The organism is Modestobacter sp. VKM Ac-2982 (assembly GCF_026967935.1).
Lineage (GTDB): Bacteria > Actinomycetota > Actinomycetes > Mycobacteriales > Geodermatophilaceae > Modestobacter.
Genome location: NZ_JAPVBL010000001.1, coordinates 281412 through 296227 on the forward strand (window position 1 = coordinate 281412; position 14816 = coordinate 296227).

Consider the following 14816-nt stretch of genomic DNA (forward strand, 5'->3'; position numbering starts at 1 on the left):
GATGTCCACCCTGCTCTACCGGATCGGCCGCGCGGCCTATCGCCGTCGCGGGCTCTTCTCCGTGGCCTGGCTCGCGGTCCTCGGGCTCGTCGTGGGGCTCTTCCTCACCATCGGCGGGGAGTTCGACGACGAGTTCACGATCCCCGGCTCGGAGTCCCAGGCGGCGCTGGACCGGCTCGACGACGTCTCGACCGCAGCGGCGGGGGCCGGAGCGCAGCTGGTCTTCGTGGCGCCCGAGGGCGCCACGGTGGCCGACCCCGAGTACGCCGCCGCGATCGCCGAGACCGTGGCCGCCGCCGGCCAGGTCGACCAGGTCGCCGCCGTGCAGGACCCGTTCGCGACCCAGTCGATCAGCCCGGACGGCCGCGCGGCCCTGGCCCCGGTGCAGTACTCGGTGCAGCCGCCCGAGCTCGGGGAGAACGCGCTCGAGGAGCTGCAGGCGGCCACCGCCGCCGCCACGGACGCGGGCCTGCAGGTCGAGGTCGGCGGGGCCGCCTTCAACACCGGTGCCGTGACCGTCGGCCCGCTGGAGCTCATCGGTGTCGTGGTCGCCGTCCTGGTGCTCGTGATCACCTTCGGGTCGCTGCTCGCGGCCGGGATGAACCTGCTGACCGCGCTGGTCGGGGTGGGCATCGGGCTCACCGGGCTGCTGGCGACGTCCGGGGTCATCACGCTCTCCTCGACCGCCCCGACGCTGGCGCTGATGATCGGCCTGGCGGTCGGCATCGACTACACGCTGTTCATCCTGTCCCGGCACCGCTCGCAGCTGGCCGCCGGCATGGACCCCGAGGAGTCCGCCGGGCGGGCCGCCGGCACCGCCGGGTCCGCGGTCGTGTTCGCCGGCCTGACCGTGATCATCGCGCTGTCCGGGCTCGCCGTCGTCGGCATCCCCTTCCTGACCGTGATGGGCCTGGGCGCTGCGGGGACGGTGCTGGTCGCCGTCCTGGTCGCGCTCACCCTGCTGCCCGCGCTGCTGGGCTTCGCCGGCGCCCGGCTGGTGCCCAAGCCCGGTTCCCGCGCCGCCCGCCGCGAGCACGCGCTCGCCGAGCACGCCGGCGCCCCGGCGCGCACCGGTGGTGCCCGGTGGGCCGCGATCGTCACCCGCCGCCCGGTGCTCACCGTCCTGGTCACGGTCGTCGGCCTGCTGGTGGTCGCCATCCCGGCACTGCAGCTGCGGCTGGCCCTGCCCGACGCCAGCACCGCCCCCGAGGAGAGCACCACCCGGCAGGCGTACGACGCGGTCAACGAGTACTTCGGCCCGGGTGCCAACGGCCCGCTCATCGTCTTCCTCGACGGGCTGGACCCGGCGACCGCCGAGCAGGCGGCCGGCCAGGCCGCCGTGGCGATCGGTGGCACGCCGACCGACCAGCCCGGGGAGTTCACCGGCGGGCTGGACGACGTCGCCTACGCCCTGCCCCAGGTGCTGGCCGACGGCACCGCCGCGATCGTCCAGGTGGTGCCGGAGAGCGGTCCGCAGGACGAGGCGACGACCGCGCTCGTGGCCGACCTGCGCGACCTCGCGGACGACCTGGAGGCCGACACCGGCGGGGACGTGACGGTGACCGGGCAGACCGCCGTCGCCATCGACGTCTCCGACCGGCTGGGCGAGGCCCTGCTGCCGTTCACCCTGGTCGTCGTCGGCCTGGCGCTGGTCCTGCTGCTGCTGGTGTTCCGCTCGATCCTGGTCCCGATCAAGGCCGCGCTGGGCTTCCTGCTCTCGGTGGGCGCCTCGTTCGGCGCCGTCGTCGCGGTCTTCCAGTGGGGCTGGCTGATGGACGTCTTCGGCGTGCCGGCCACCGGCCCGGTCATCAGCTTCATGCCGATCCTGTTGATGGCGGTGCTCTTCGGCCTGGCCATGGACTACGAGGTCTTCCTCGTCTCCCGGATGCGGGAGGAGTTCGTGCACGGGGCCGCCCCGCGTGCGGCGGTGGTCGCCGGGATGCGACACGCGTCCCGGGTGGTCGTCGCGGCGGCGCTGATCATGTTCTCGGTGTTCGGCAGCTTCGTGACCATCGAGGACGTGACCGTCAAGGCGATCGCCTTCGGCCTGGCGGTCGGCGTGCTGGTGGACGCCTTCGTCGTCCGGATGACGCTGGTGCCCGCGGTGCTGGCGCTGCTGGGTCGATCGGCCTGGTGGCTGCCGCGCTGGCTGGACCGGCTGCTCCCCGACCTGGACGTCGAGGGCGCCAAGCTGAGCCGGACCGTCGAGGTCGAGCGCACCCCGGAGCCGGTGGGCAGCTGAGCAGAGCGGAGGGCAGGGGCGCGGGCCATGATCGGTCCATGAGCGCCCCTGCCCCCGACGTCGCCGAGCTGATCCGCGAGCTGGTGCGGACCCCGACCGTCTCCGGGGACGCGGCCGGTCAACGGGGCCTGCTCGGCCTGGTCACCGACGTCGTGACCGGGGTTGCGCCGCACCTCCAGCGCATCGAGGGCCCCGACCGCGAGCAACCGTGGACCCTGCTCACCTCCGCCACCGACCCGGCGAGGCCGCGGCTGGTCATCGCCTGCCATGTCGACACGGTCCCGGCGAGCGATCCCGGCGGGTGGCTGCGGGACCCGTTCGGCGCAGACCTGGACGACGGCCGGATCTGGGGTCGTGGTGCCTCGGACATGAAGGCGGGGGTGGCGGCTGCGGTCGCGGCGCTGGCCGCAGCCGATCCGGAGACGCCGCTCGCGCTGCTGCTCACCAGTGACGAGGAGATCGGCTCGCGGGGTGCCGCCGCCGCGGCGGGGGCCGTGGCGGAACTGTCGGTGGGCGCCGTCATCGTCCCGGAGGCGACGGGCAACCGGGTGGTCCTGGGCCACCGGGGTGCGCTGTGGCTCGCCGTCCGGACCCGGGGGGTCGCCGCCCACGGGAGCACCCCCGAACGCGGCCACAACGCACTGCTGGACCTGGTCACGGTGCTCAGCCGGGCGGGCCGGGAGCTGCCGCTGAGCAGGGACCCGTTCCTGGGCGCCGAGACCTGGAACCCCGGCGTGCTGCACAGCGGCACGGTGCCCAACGTCGTCCCGGACCGGGCCGAGGTGGTGATCGACCAGCGGACCGTGGGCACCGGTGAGCGGCTGGCGGCCTGGTGGCGGTCGCAGGGAGAGGTGGCGGAGGTCGACGTGCTCGTCGACCTCCCGGCGGTGCGGACGCCGGCCGACGACCCCTGGGTGGCCACCCTGCCCGTCGAGGTGCAGGCTGCCCCGGCCACCTACTTCACCGACGCCTCCGTGCTCACCGCGGTCACCGGCGGGGCGCCGATCGTCGTGTGGGGGCCGGGCACCCCCGCGGTGATGCACGCCGTGGACGAGTACGTCCAGGTGGTCGAGGCGGAGCAGGCCGCCGCCGCGTTCGCCGACGTCCTCGGCCGCTGGCCGCGGTGACCGGTTCCACGTGGAACTCGCGGGAGCCGGTCGCCCGGTCAGCGGCTGGTGCTCGACCGGATGGTGAGCGAAGGCCGTAGCGCCACCCGCGAAGGCGGGGCGTCCTGCGCACCGAGCACCCGCGACAGCAGGCGCACCGCCTCGGCCGCGATCTCCGCCTGCGGCTGCCTGACGGTGGTCAGGGACGGATGACTGAGCGCCGCGAACGGGATGTCGTCGAACCCGGTGACCAGCAGGTCGCGGGGGACGTCGACGCCTGCTGCTGCGCACGACTGCAGCATCCCGAGGGCGATCAGGTCGTCGGCGCAGACGACGGCGTCCGGTCGGGGGCCGTCGGCCAGCAGTGTGCGGGCGGCCTGTCGCCCCCACTCGATCGAGTACTCGCCCAGCAGGACGTCCCGCTCGCGCACGGCGATGCCCAGGCGTTCGGCGTGCCGGTGGAAGCCCGCGACCCGCAGTTCCGTCGATGAGTTGGTGAGCTGCGAGCTGACGAACGCGGCGGAGCGGACACCCCGGTCGGCCAGGTGCTCCATGACCAGTTCCAGTGCGGCGTCGTCGTCGACCCCGACCCAGTCGCTGTCGACCCCGGTGACGTAGCGGTCGACCTGGACCAGGGGCAGCTCGTCCGCGGCCCGCCGCACCGCGGTCGTGCTCAGGCTGCCGTGCACCGGGCTGATGATGATGCCGTCGACCTGGCGGGCGACGAGGCTGCGCAGTCGCTGCGCCTCCAGCTCCGGGTCCGAGCGGGAGGAGCACAGGAAGAGCTGTCGGCCGGCGTCCTGCAGGGCGTGCTCGACGTGCTCGACGAGGCCGGTGAAGAAGGGGTTGGCGATGCTGGGGACCACCATGCCGACGGTGTCGGTCCGGCTGCGACGCAGTGCGCTGGCGATGCCGTTCCCGGCGTAGCCGAGCTCGTCGGCGGCGCGACGGACCTGGTCGACGACGGCCGGGGAGACCGGCTTGGCCCCGGACAGTGCGCGGGAGACGGTCGCGGTCGACACCTGCGCCAGCTCGGCGACGTCGCGGATGGTCACCCGCCCCACGCGCCCTCCTCTGTCGGTCCACTGACCACGTCATCATCGCCGACCGCGCGTGCGGGAGCGTGCCGCACGTCCGTGTCCAACGGATGACGCACGACTGACCAGCGGAAACACGAATGTAAACGATTGCCTATTGACGGGACAGTGGGGTTCGCCACTACCGTCGTCCTCGTTGTGCAATCGATTACCTGGATGGGTGTGGACATGGCAGCGCAGCTCGGTGTGTACCCCCGCAAGCCCTCGGCGATGGCCGAGCTCTTCGGCACGGAGAAGACGCTCGTGGGTGCTGTGCACCTGCCTCCGCTGCCCGGCAGCCCCTCCTACCGCGGTCAGTCGGTGGCCGAGCTGTGCCGGTTCGCCGTCGAGGAGACGCAGGCCTACGTCGGCAACGGCTTCGACACGGTGATCGTGGAGAACCACTGGGACCTGCCGTTCCTCAAGCCGGGGGAACACGGGTACGAGGTGGCCGCGACGATGGGCGTGATCACCGCCGCCGTCGTCGCCGAGCTCGGCACGAAGGTGGGGGTCAGCGTGCTCTCCAACGCCGGCCAGTGCTCGGTCGCCGCCGCCTGGGCCGCCGGGGCAGGCTGGATCCGGGTCAACCAGTGGGCCAACGCCTACGTGGCCAACGAGGGGATCATCGAGGGCCAGGCGGCCAGCACCACCCGGTACCGGCACGCGATCGGGGCCGACCCGGTGAAGGTCTTCGCCGACGTGCACGTCAAGCACGGCGCACACGCCATCGTCGCCGACCGGACGCTGGCCGAGCAGACCGAGGACGCCGAGTTCTTCGACGCCGACGTCCTGATCGCCACCGGCTCCCGCACCGGGCACCCGACGTCCGTGGCCGAGGTCGTCGGCATCCGCGACCACACTCAGCTCCCCGTGATCATCGGCAGCGGCATCGACCCGACCAACGTCGGTCCACTGCTCGCCGAGTGCGACGGCGCGATCGTCGCCTCCGCCGCCAAGGAGAACAGCCGGTGGTGGGGCCGGGTCGACCCCGAGAAGGTGCGCGCCGTCGCCCGGGCAGCCGGCCGGTGATCGTCTTCTGCGGGTACGCCAACCTCGACGTGGTCGGCCGGGTGCCCCACGTCCCGCGTCCCGACGAGCGGGTGCACGCCGTCACCGTGGAGCACCTGCCGGGCGGGATGGCCGCCAACGCGGCGGTCGCCGCCGCCCGCGCCGGAGCGCAGGTCGCCTTCGCCGGCGTGGTCGGCGACGACCCGCTGTCCGCCCGGTTCCTCGCCGAGCTCACCGCTGAGGGCATCGACACCGGGTGGACCGACCGCACCGGTTTCCTGTCCACCGCGATCGTGCTGGTGGACGCCGACGGCCGGCGCTCGGTGGTGAGCGAGGACGACGCCCTGGGGCCGGCCCACGTGACAGCGGTCGCCGACCGGCTGGCTGCCGACGGTGGGCTGCTCTACCTCGACGGCTACCGCGCGGCAGAGCTCGAGCAGGCCGTCCGGGCCGGGGTCCGCCTGGCCGTCGACCTCGACGGCTGCGACGACCGCGACGTCGCCCTCGCCGCGATGCAGGCCGCCGACCACGTCGTCGTCGGGCGCCGGCGGCTCACCGAGCTCCTGGCGGTGCCGGCTGCCGAGTGGGCCGCGCTGGCACGTGCCGCCGGGGTGACGCTCGTCGTCACCGACGGGGCTCGGGGATGGTCACTGCACCAGCCCGACGGTCCGGTGGCGGCCCGGTCCGCGCTCGAGGTCGAGGTCGTCGACGACACCGGGGCCGGCGACTGCTTCACCGGCACCTACCTGGCCGCGCTGGCCGCCGGCTCATCCCCGCCCACCGCGGCGACCCGTGCCGGCGTCGCCGCCAGCCTGTCCTGCACCGTCCCGGGCGCGCGCGCCGCGCCCGCCCCGGCACTCGTCGACGCAGCTCTGGCCGGGGTTCCGGTCGGCTCGTCTGCCACCTGACGCACCACCTGCACCGCCGCTCCCCCGCACCACCGTTCCCGCGCACCGCGATCCCGCAGCATCCGGCACCGCACCCTGGAGGACCCATGAAGCGCCCCCTCGCCCTAGCCGCAGGCGCGTGCCTGCTCGCGCTGACCGCCTGCGACAGCGCCCCTGCGCCGTCGACCGACGCCGAAGCCAGTGGCAGCTCGTCGGCCGGCTCGCTGCCGGAGCCCAGCGTCCAGCCGGTCGGCTGCGAGACCGACGAGCCCCTGGAGATCGGGCTCGTGACGATCAACCTGCAGGCGCTGTTCTTCAACCAGATCAACGACGCCGCGCAGGCGATGGCCGACGAGTACGACGTCGACCTGCAGATCATCAGCGGCAACGACGACTCGGTGACCCAGGCGAACGCGATCAACACGCTGGTCGCCGACGGGGTGGACGCGGTGATCGTGGCCGCGGTCGACACCGAGGGCATCAAGCCGGCGATCCGGGCGGCCGACGAGGCCGGCGTCCCCGTCGTGGCGGTCGACGCCATCGTCGACGACCCGGCGGTGGACGCCCAGGTCGGCACGGCGAACGCCGAGGGCGGGCAGCTGATCGGTGAGGAGCTGCTGGAGATCTCCGAGGGCGAGGGCGAGGTCGGCATCGTCAGTGCGCTGAACAGCACCATCCAGCTGGAGCGTCAGCAGGGCTTCGAGGAGGCCGTCACCGCCGGTGGGATGACCATCGGCACCGTGGTCGACGGCCGCAACATCCAGGAGAACGCCCAGGCGGCCGCGGAGAACCTGCTCACCGGCAACCCGGACCTGCAGTACGTCTACGCCACCGGCGAGCCGGCGCTCATCGGCCTGGCCGCCGGGGTGCGCAGCCAGGGCGCCCAGGACCGGGTGACCGCTGTCGGCTGGGACCTCTCCGACCCTGCCGTCGAGGGCCTGGAGGAGGGCTGGATCGCCGGCGTCGTCCAGCAGAACACCTTCGAGTTCGGCTACCAGGCGATGGCTGCGGCGATCGACCTGGCGTGCGGCAACCCGGTGGAGCGGGAGAACCCGGTCGACATCCAGATCGTGACGCCGGAGAACGTCTCCGACTACCTCTACTACCTGGAGGGCTGACGCGTGGCTGACGAGACCGGGGACCTCCTCGTCGAGCTCGAGGGCATCACCAAGTCCTACGGGCCGGTGAAGTCACTGCGCGGGGTCGACCTCACCCTGCGTCGCGGGGAGGTCCTCGGCCTCGTCGGCGACAACGGTGCCGGCAAGTCCACGCTGATGAAGGTGCTGGCCGGGGCCGTGCAGCACGACGCCGGGGAGATCCGGGTGCACGGCCGGCCGGTGCGCTTCAGCAACCCCTCGGCCGCACAGGACGAGAAGATCGGCATCGTCTACCAGGACCTGGCCCTGTGCGACACGCTCGACGTCGCCAGCAACCTGTTCCTCGGCCGGGAACCCCGCAAGGGCCCCTTCATCGACCGGAAGGCGATGCATGAGCGGGCCGCGCAGATCCTGGCCGACCTGCACGTCAAGGTCACCAGCACCCACCAGGAGATCGGCACCCTCTCCGGCGGCCAGCGGCAGACGGTGGCGATCGCCCGGGCGGTGTCCTTCGCCCCCGACGTGCTCATCCTCGACGAGCCGACCGCCGCACTCGCCGTCGCCGAGGTCGAGTCGGTCCTGCGGCTGATCACCGACGTCGCGCGCCGTGGGGTCGGGGTCATCCTGATCACGCACCGCCTGCAGGACCTCTTCCGGGTCTGCGACCGGATCACCGTGATGTACGAGGGGCAGAGCGTCGACGACGCGCTCATCAAGGACCTCGACATCGAGAAGCTCGTCGGTCTCATCACCCGGTCCGCCCCCGGGCAGGAGGAAGCAGCGTGACCACCACGACCACCACCGCACCGCCCGGGGAGTCGGCCACCCGGCTGGCCCAGCAGCAGTCCTGGTGGCAGCGGGTGAACAAGGCCACCCTGGTCATGGCCGGGGTCACCCTGGCCGTCTGCGTCTTCTTCGCCGTCGCCTCCGACGCCTTCCTGACCTTCGCGAACATCTCCAACGTGGCCACCCAGGTGGCACCGGTGGTGATCATCGGGGTGGCGATGACGTTCGTCATCACCTCCGGCCAGATCGACCTGTCGGTCGGCTCGATCGTCGCCTTCGTGTCCGCGGTCTCCGCCCAGCTGCTGCAGACCGGCTGGGACTCCTCTCTCGTCCTGATCGCCGGGGTGCTCATGGGCGCCGGGTGGGGCCTGGTGAACGGGTGGTTCACCGCCTACGCCGGGATCCCGGCGTTCATCGTGACGCTGGCGACCCTGTCGGTGATCCGGGGCATCGCGCTGCTGACCACCGAGGGCTTCTCGGTGCCGATCGAGCGCTCGACGTTCGTCGCGCAGCTGGGGACGGCGCGGTGGCTCGGCTTCTCCAGCAGCGCCTGGATCGCCCTGGTGTGTGTCGCACTGGGGATCGTGGTCCTGCACCGGACCCAGTTCGGTCAGTACGTCATCGGCATCGGCTCGGCCGAGGAGTCCGTCCGTCGAGCCGGCGTGAACGTGCGGCGGATCAAGATGCTGGCGCTCTGCCTGAGCGGACTCGCCGCCGGGGTGGCCGGCCTCCTCATCGCCGCCCGGCTCGGCTCCGGCTCGGCGAACGCCGCCCAGGGCTTCGAGCTCACGGTCATCGCCGCGGTCGTCATCGGCGGCACCAGCCTCTTCGGCGGGCGGGGAACGGTGGTGGGCACGCTGATCGGGGCCATCCTGACCGGGGTGATCGCCAACGGGCTCACCCTGATGGGCGTCAGCCCGTTCCTGACGCCGATCATCACCGGGACGGTGCTGCTCGCCGTCATCTGGGTGAACCTCCGCGGCAAGGACATCGGCGGGGCACTGCGTGGCCTGGTGGGCGGCCGGTGAGCACGGTCCGCACGGTCCTCGGCGACGTCGACTCGGCCGACCTGGGCCTGGTGCTGCCCCACGAGCACCTGGTCAACGACAACACCGTGGCCTTCCGCCCCGCGGCCGACCAGCGGCTGCGTCGGCTGCTGGACGCACCGGTGTCGGCGGACCTGGCCTGGCTCCTGGCCGACCATCCCTACGAGAACGCCGACAACTGCCGGCTGGACGACCTCGACGCGATCGCCGCGGACCTGCAGGTGTTCGCCGCCGTCGGTGGGCGGACCGTCGTCGACCTGACCCCACCGGGGATCGGCCGCGACCCGGAGCGGCTGCGCGCGCTGTCCGAACGCACCGGTGTGCAGGTGGTCATGGGCTCGGGCTGGTACCTCCAGGCCAGCCACCCGGCACACCTGGCGACGACGACGCCGGACGAGCTGGCCGCCGAGCTGGTGGCCGAGTTCGACCCCGTGCACGACCTCCGGCCCGGCGTCATCGGCGAGATCGGGGTCTCCCCCGCCTTCACCGACGACGAGCGGACCGCGCTGCGGGCGGCCTGCCGGGCGCAGCGCGAGGTCGGGGTGCCGCTGTTCGTGCACCTCCCCGGCTGGCTGCGGCGCGCCCACGAGGTCCTCGACGTCGTGCTGGACGAGGAGGGGGTCGACCCGGCCGCCGTCGTCCTGTGTCACATGGACCCCTCCGGCGGGGACCCCGATCACCAGCGGTCGGTCGCCGCCCGGGGGACGTTCCTGGAGTTCGACATGGTCGGCATGCCGTTCGACTTCCCCGGCGAGGGCCGGTCGCCGTCACCGGCGGAGACCACTGCCGCCGTCGTGGCGCTGGTCCAGGCCGGGCACGGCTCCCGGGTCCTGCTCTCGCACGACCTCTTCCTCAAGGCGATGCTCAGCCGCTTCGGCGGCAACGGGCTGGCCTACGTCCCCGTCGTCTTCGCCGACCGGCTGCGCGCTGCCGGCCTCGCCGACGACGCGGTGGCCGCACTCATGACCGACAACCCGCGGACGTTGTTCGACGGCGCCGCACGGAAGGAACGCTGACCGATGGCCCGGATCCTGATCGCCGGTGAGAGCTGGATGACCACCTCGACGCACGTCAAGGGGGTGGACGAGTTCTCCGTGCACTCCTACGTGGAGGGCGTCGGACCGCTGCGTGACGCGCTCACCGGTCGCGGTCACGTGGTGGAGCACCTGCCGGCGCACCTCGTGCCGACCCACTTCCCGGGGGACGCCGCAGCACTGTCCGCCTACGACCTCGTGGTGCTCTCCGACATCGGCGCGAACTCCATCCAGCTGGCCCCCCAGGTGTTCGAGCGGTTCGAACCCGGTCAGGACCGCCTCGGGGCGCTGCGCGACTGGGTGGCCGACGGCGGCGCGCTGCTGATGATCGGCGGCTATCTGTCCTTCAGCGGCTTCCAGGCGCGGGCGGCGTTCCGGCAGACGGCGATCGCCGAGGTGCTCCCGGTGACGATGCTCCCCGAGGACGACCGGGTGGAGAGCCCGGCCGGCATCGCGCCCACGGTCGTCGACCCCGACCACGCCGCACTGGGTGGTGCAGGCGCGGACTGGCCCGGGCTGCTCGGGTACAACCGGACGATCGCCAAGGACGGCGCCGAGGTGCCCGCCCGGGTGGGCGAGGACCCGCTGGTCGCGCTGGCCCCCTTCGGTGCCGGCCGGGCCGGGGTCTTCACCTCCGACTGCTCGCCGCACTGGGCGCCGCCGGCCTTCTGCGAGGAGTGGCCGGGCTACGCGGACCTCTTCGACGGCCTGGTGCGCTGGCTGGTCCGCGGGTGACGGGCGGTCGCTCGGCGTGGCTGGTCGAGCGGCACGCCGCCCTGCTGGACCGGGCCTGCGACGTCCGGTTCGTCCGGGAGGCGACGGCGGGCACGCTCCCCGCCCCCGACTTCGCCCGGTACCTCCTGGTCGAGGAGGCGTTCGTGCTGACCGCGGCCCGGGTCCTCGGCCGGGTCGTGTGGGAGTCGGACGGGTGGGCGGGGCTGCTGCCGTCGGCTCGGTCGCTCACCAACCTCGTCACCGAACAGCGCGACTACTTCGCCGGCCTGCGTCACCGCTGGCCGGTCGAGGACGCAGCCGCGACGCTGGCGCGCGCCGAGGTGCTCTCCGAGGTGGTGTTGCGACAGGTGACCGAGGCCGGCCGGCCCGCCGCGCTGACCGGGATGCTCGCCGCCGAGACGATGTATGCCCGCTGGTGCACCGACGCCGCCGCCCAGCGGGTCGACCGGCACCCCGACCTGCAGGCGTGGATCGACCTGCACGCCGGGCCCGCCTTCCTGGGGCAGGTGGCGGCCCTCCGCGCCGACGTCGACGCGCTGTCACCGGAGTTGGCTGACGACACCGCCCTGGACTGCTGGTTCGCCGCGGTGCTGGAGGCGGAGATCGCGTTCCACGACGCCGTCCACGGCTGAGCCGGGTCCCGGTTCCACGTGGAACCGGGACCCGGGGGCAGGATGGGGGCGACGGCGAGGAGGCCCGACGTGAACGAGTTCGATCTGGTGCTGCCGACGGCGGTCGACGTCCGCGAGGTCGGGATGCGGGACGGGCTCCAGCTGGAGGACCCGGTCCCCCTGGCCGGCAAGCTGGCCATGCTCGAGGCGCTGGTGGCCACCGGCGTCCGGCGGATCGAGGTGACCTCCTTCGTCTCGCCGAAGGCGGTGCCGGCCCTGGCCGACGCCGACCAGGTCGCCGCCGAGCTGCACCGCTTCGACGGCGTGCACTTCTCCGCCCTGGTGGCCAACCCGCGGGGCGCCGTCCGCGCGGTGGACGCCGGCATCGCGCACCTGGAGTACGTCGTCTCCGCCGCCGACTCGCACAGCCGCGCCAACGCCGGGCGCTCCACCGCCGAGGCGGTCGCCGCGGTCGGGGAGATCGCCGAGCTCGCCCACGGCGCCGGCGGCTCCCTGGAGGTCATCGTCGCCACCGCCTGGGACTGTCCGTTCGACGGGCGGACGCCGGTGGCCCGGACCGTGGACGTCACCCGGGCCGCGGTCACCGCCGGCGCCGACCAGCTCTGCCTGGGCGACACGATCGGCACGACCACCCCGGCCCGCGTCGTCCGGCTGCTCGACGAGGTCCGCCGGGCCTGCCCGGGGGTGCCGCTGGGCGTGCACTTCCACGACACCCGCGGCACCGGCCAGGCCAACGCCCTGGCCGCCCTGCAGGCCGGCATCACCCAGCTCGACGCCTCGGTCGGCGGCCTGGGCGGGTGCCCGTTCGCCCCGGGCGCCAGCGGCAACATCGCCACCGAGGAGCTCGTCTACTGGCTGGCCGACGCCGACGTGGCGACCGGCATCGACCTGGACGCCGTCCTCGCCGCGGCTGCGGTCACCGAACGGGCCGTCGGCCACGAGCTGCCCAGCTCCCTGTTCCGGGCCGGCGGGCGCAACGAGCCGCGCGGCGCGGTCCTGCCGGCCTGACCGTGGGTGACCGGTCGCACGGTGCCCCACCGGGTCGCGCGTGATGGGATCGACGGTGTGAACCAAGGCGCAGACGTCCCCCCGGCAGTGGTCGACCCCTCGGTGATGCGGGACGTGCTGGGCCACTTCGTCTCCGGCGTCACCGTGGTGACGGCGATGACCGCCGACGGCCCGGTGGGCTTCACCTGCCAGTCGTTCAGCTCGCTGTCCCTGGACCCGCCGCTGGTCGCCTTCGCCCCGGCCCGCACCTCGCGCACGTGGCCGCTGCTCCGCGAGGCCGGCCGCTTCTGTGTCAACGTGCTCGCCGACGAGCAGAGCGGCCTGTCCCGGCAGTTCGCCCGCTCCGGCACCGACAAGTACGCCGGCGTGCAGTGGGCACCGAGCCCGCACGGGTCACCGGTGCTCGCCGACGTCGTCGCCTGGATCGACAGCGAGCTGTGGGCCGAGTACGGCGGCGGTGACCACACCATCGTCGTCGCCCGGGTGCTGGACCTCGGGGCTGATGCCTCCCGTACGCCGCTGCTGTTCCACCGCGGCGCCTACGGGCTCCAGCAGGCACGGCTGGAGCCCGAGGAGCGCTGAACTCGAGGAGCGCTGGCCCTGCTGGCTGTCCTGACCGGGGAGCTCGCGCGTCAGTCGACGCGGGAAGCTGCAGACCGGATCGCGTTCGCGAGGTCGCGAGGACGGCTCCACATGGGCCAGTGCCCGGTGGGGAGGTCGACGACGTCGAGCTGCTCGAGGTCGGCGACCTCGGCGAACACGGGATGTCCTGCGCGGGCCAGTTCCAGCACCTGCGCGCTCGAGATCGAGCAGCAGACGAGCGTGGTCGGGACACCCAGGCGTGCATCGTTCGTGAGCTCCACCGGCCGGCGGAGCACGGGACCGGGCTCGGGGACAGCCCTGGCCCGAAAGCGCTCGAGGACCTCCGGGCTCAGGCCCTCGAGGCTGGCCTGCTCCCCGAGGACGTCGAAGGGCGGCAGCGGCAGCTCCTGTAGTGCTCCCGGCCCGTCCGGAGCGAAGACGGTTCCTGGCGCCACCGGCCCGGAGTCGATCCACACCACCCGGTGGACGAGCTCAGGGTGCCGGTCCAGGACGAGACTGACCGGGGCGTTGGCCCCACTGTGCGCGACGAGGACCGCCGGCCGGTCCTCGCGGACCCCGGCCCGCGCCATGACCTGCTCGATCGCCGCTGCTTGATCGTCGAGGGTCCTGGACGAACGCTCGGGGTCGTGCTGGTCCAGTCCGGGGAGCGTCATCGGGATCGCACGCCAGTTGTCGGCTGTCAGGTGTTCCAGCACCTCGTCCCACGCCCAGGCGCCCAGCCAGTGGCCGGCGATCAGGATGGTGGTCGGGCTGCTCGTCGTCGTCGTCACGCCCCGATGCTCCTGGGCCGGCTGGACAGCTGTGTGTCACCGTTTCTGTCATGGACTTCGTGAGGTCAGGACACTGAAGCGAGCCGAACGGCTCCACGCACTGTCCGAGATGTTGCGCCGCAACGGCGCGCGAGGATGCACGGCCGAGCGGCTGGCGACCGAGTTCGACGTGTCCGTGCGAACGGTCAAGCGAGACCTCGCTGCGCTGGAGAACAGCGGCGCGCCGATCTGGTCACGTCCCGGACCCGGCGGCGGCTACGGATGGACCACAGGCGGGTCCCTGCCGCCCGTCAGTCTCTCCCCGGCCCAGGCAGTGGCGCTCCTGGCGGCTGTCTCCGCCGCACCCGACGCCCCCTACGGCGATCTGGCCTCAGCCGCGGTCCAGAAGATCGTGGACGTCCTCGATCCCCGGACCCGGGCGAGGGCCGACGAGCTGGCGCGCCGGGTCTGGGTCAACGCGCCACCACCCAGATCGCGCGCCGTCACGTCAGCGCTGGAGGCGGCGATGGCCGAGCAACGAGTGGTCCGGATCCGCTACACCTCGAGCGAGGGGACCACGACCACCCGGGACGTCGAACCCGTGTTGTTCGCCTCCACGAACGGCCAGTGGCACCTGATCGGCTGGTGTCGGCTGCGCAACGCCATGCGGTGGTTCACCGTGTCCCGCATCGAGCGAGCCAGCACGACCACGATCGCCTGCGGCGGCCACACGATCCACGAGGTCGGGACACCCCCGGCGAACGCCAGACCCGTGCACGGCTCCAGCCACTGATCTGTTCGCTCGAC

At 73.1% G+C, this 14816-nt stretch carries 15 protein-coding genes; 13 read left to right on the forward strand and 2 right to left on the reverse strand.

The features are described from left to right. Window position 1 precedes the first annotated feature (1 nt). Window positions 2–2242 carry an MMPL family transporter gene (locus tag O2W20_RS01430; protein WP_269169971.1) on the forward strand — a complete coding sequence of 747 codons (2241 nt, stop codon included), beginning with the start codon at window positions 2–4 and terminating at the stop codon, window positions 2240–2242. A gap of 38 nt (window positions 2243–2280) precedes the next feature. Next, window positions 2281–3369 (forward strand): M20 family metallopeptidase, encoded by a 1089-nt coding sequence (locus tag O2W20_RS01435; protein ID WP_269169972.1) that lies wholly within the window; start codon window positions 2281–2283, stop codon window positions 3367–3369. A 38-nt stretch (window positions 3370–3407) separates the two neighbouring features. On the opposite strand, the gene O2W20_RS01440 is transcribed toward O2W20_RS01435, so the two are convergent. Further along, window positions 3408–4412 carry a LacI family DNA-binding transcriptional regulator gene (locus O2W20_RS01440; protein ID WP_269169973.1) on the reverse strand — a complete coding sequence of 335 codons (1005 nt, stop codon included), beginning with the start codon at window positions 4410–4412 and terminating at the stop codon, window positions 3408–3410. A gap of 201 nt (window positions 4413–4613) precedes the next feature. Here O2W20_RS01440 and O2W20_RS01445 point away from each other — a divergent pair, with 201 nt between their 5' ends. The 10 genes from O2W20_RS01445 (at window position 4614) to O2W20_RS01490 (ending at window position 13239) form a co-directional block, all read left to right on the forward strand. Further along, window positions 4614–5453 (forward strand): BtpA/SgcQ family protein, encoded by an 840-nt coding sequence (locus O2W20_RS01445; RefSeq protein ID WP_269164162.1) that lies wholly within the window; start codon window positions 4614–4616, stop codon window positions 5451–5453. Further along, the gene (locus tag O2W20_RS01450) at window positions 5450–6340 is read left to right on the forward strand and encodes a carbohydrate kinase family protein (RefSeq protein ID WP_269169974.1); all 891 of its coding nucleotides are present in this window, start codon (window positions 5450–5452) and stop codon (window positions 6338–6340) included. The genes O2W20_RS01445 and O2W20_RS01450 overlap by 4 nt, the downstream gene beginning before the upstream one ends. 86 nt (window positions 6341–6426) lie before the next feature. Beyond that, a complete protein-coding gene (locus O2W20_RS01455) occupies window positions 6427–7437 on the forward strand; it encodes a substrate-binding domain-containing protein (RefSeq protein ID WP_269169975.1) in 1011 nt (336 codons plus the stop codon). Between the two features lie 3 nt (window positions 7438–7440). Then, window positions 7441–8202, forward strand: coding sequence for an ATP-binding cassette domain-containing protein (locus O2W20_RS01460; RefSeq protein ID WP_269169976.1), 762 nt, complete (start codon window positions 7441–7443; stop codon window positions 8200–8202). Beyond that, entirely contained in the window at window positions 8199–9230 is a 1032-nt protein-coding gene (locus tag O2W20_RS01465) for an ABC transporter permease (protein ID WP_269169977.1), read from the forward strand. The genes O2W20_RS01460 and O2W20_RS01465 overlap by 4 nt, the downstream gene beginning before the upstream one ends. Continuing rightward, window positions 9227–10264 carry a phosphotriesterase family protein gene (locus tag O2W20_RS01470; protein ID WP_269169978.1) on the forward strand — a complete coding sequence of 346 codons (1038 nt, stop codon included), beginning with the start codon at window positions 9227–9229 and terminating at the stop codon, window positions 10262–10264. Before O2W20_RS01465 ends, O2W20_RS01470 begins: the two co-directional genes overlap by 4 nt. A 3-nt stretch (window positions 10265–10267) precedes the next feature. Beyond that, entirely contained in the window at window positions 10268–11017 is a 750-nt protein-coding gene (locus tag O2W20_RS01475) for a glutamine amidotransferase (RefSeq protein ID WP_269169979.1), read from the forward strand. After that, entirely contained in the window at window positions 11014–11649 is a 636-nt protein-coding gene (locus O2W20_RS01480) for a TenA family protein (protein WP_269169980.1), read from the forward strand. Before O2W20_RS01475 ends, O2W20_RS01480 begins: the two co-directional genes overlap by 4 nt. Before the next feature lie 69 nt (window positions 11650–11718). Beyond that, entirely contained in the window at window positions 11719–12657 is a 939-nt protein-coding gene (locus tag O2W20_RS01485; protein WP_269157744.1) for a hydroxymethylglutaryl-CoA lyase, read from the forward strand. 57 nt (window positions 12658–12714) lie between these two features. Further along, entirely contained in the window at window positions 12715–13239 is a 525-nt protein-coding gene (locus O2W20_RS01490) for a flavin reductase family protein (protein ID WP_269169981.1), read from the forward strand. 50 nt (window positions 13240–13289) lie between these two features. Here the strand turns inward: O2W20_RS01490 and O2W20_RS01495 are convergent, their stop codons facing one another. After that, window positions 13290–14030, reverse strand: coding sequence for an alpha/beta fold hydrolase (locus O2W20_RS01495; RefSeq protein WP_269169982.1), 741 nt, complete (start codon window positions 14028–14030; stop codon window positions 13290–13292). Here O2W20_RS01495 and O2W20_RS01500 point away from each other — a divergent pair. Then, complete coding sequence (locus O2W20_RS01500; protein WP_269169983.1) at window positions 14002–14802, forward strand: helix-turn-helix transcriptional regulator; 801 nt, start codon at window positions 14002–14004, stop codon at window positions 14800–14802. The genes O2W20_RS01495 and O2W20_RS01500 overlap by 29 nt on opposite strands. Window positions 14803–14816: the final 14 nt, after the last annotated feature.

What these genes read in the sequence shown, in the direction of transcription:
- O2W20_RS01430 (WP_269169971.1), top strand. Translation starts at nt 2, where the DNA reads ATGTCCACCCTGCTCTACCGGATCGGCCGCGCGGCCTATCGCCGTCGC.
- O2W20_RS01435 (WP_269169972.1), top strand. Translation starts at nt 2,281, where the DNA reads ATGAGCGCCCCTGCCCCCGACGTCGCCGAGCTGATCCGCGAGCTGGTG.
- O2W20_RS01445 (WP_269164162.1), top strand. Translation starts at nt 4,614, where the DNA reads ATGGCAGCGCAGCTCGGTGTGTACCCCCGCAAGCCCTCGGCGATGGCC.
- O2W20_RS01455 (WP_269169975.1), top strand. Translation starts at nt 6,427, where the DNA reads ATGAAGCGCCCCCTCGCCCTAGCCGCAGGCGCGTGCCTGCTCGCGCTG.
- O2W20_RS01475 (WP_269169979.1), top strand. Translation starts at nt 10,268, where the DNA reads ATGGCCCGGATCCTGATCGCCGGTGAGAGCTGGATGACCACCTCGACG.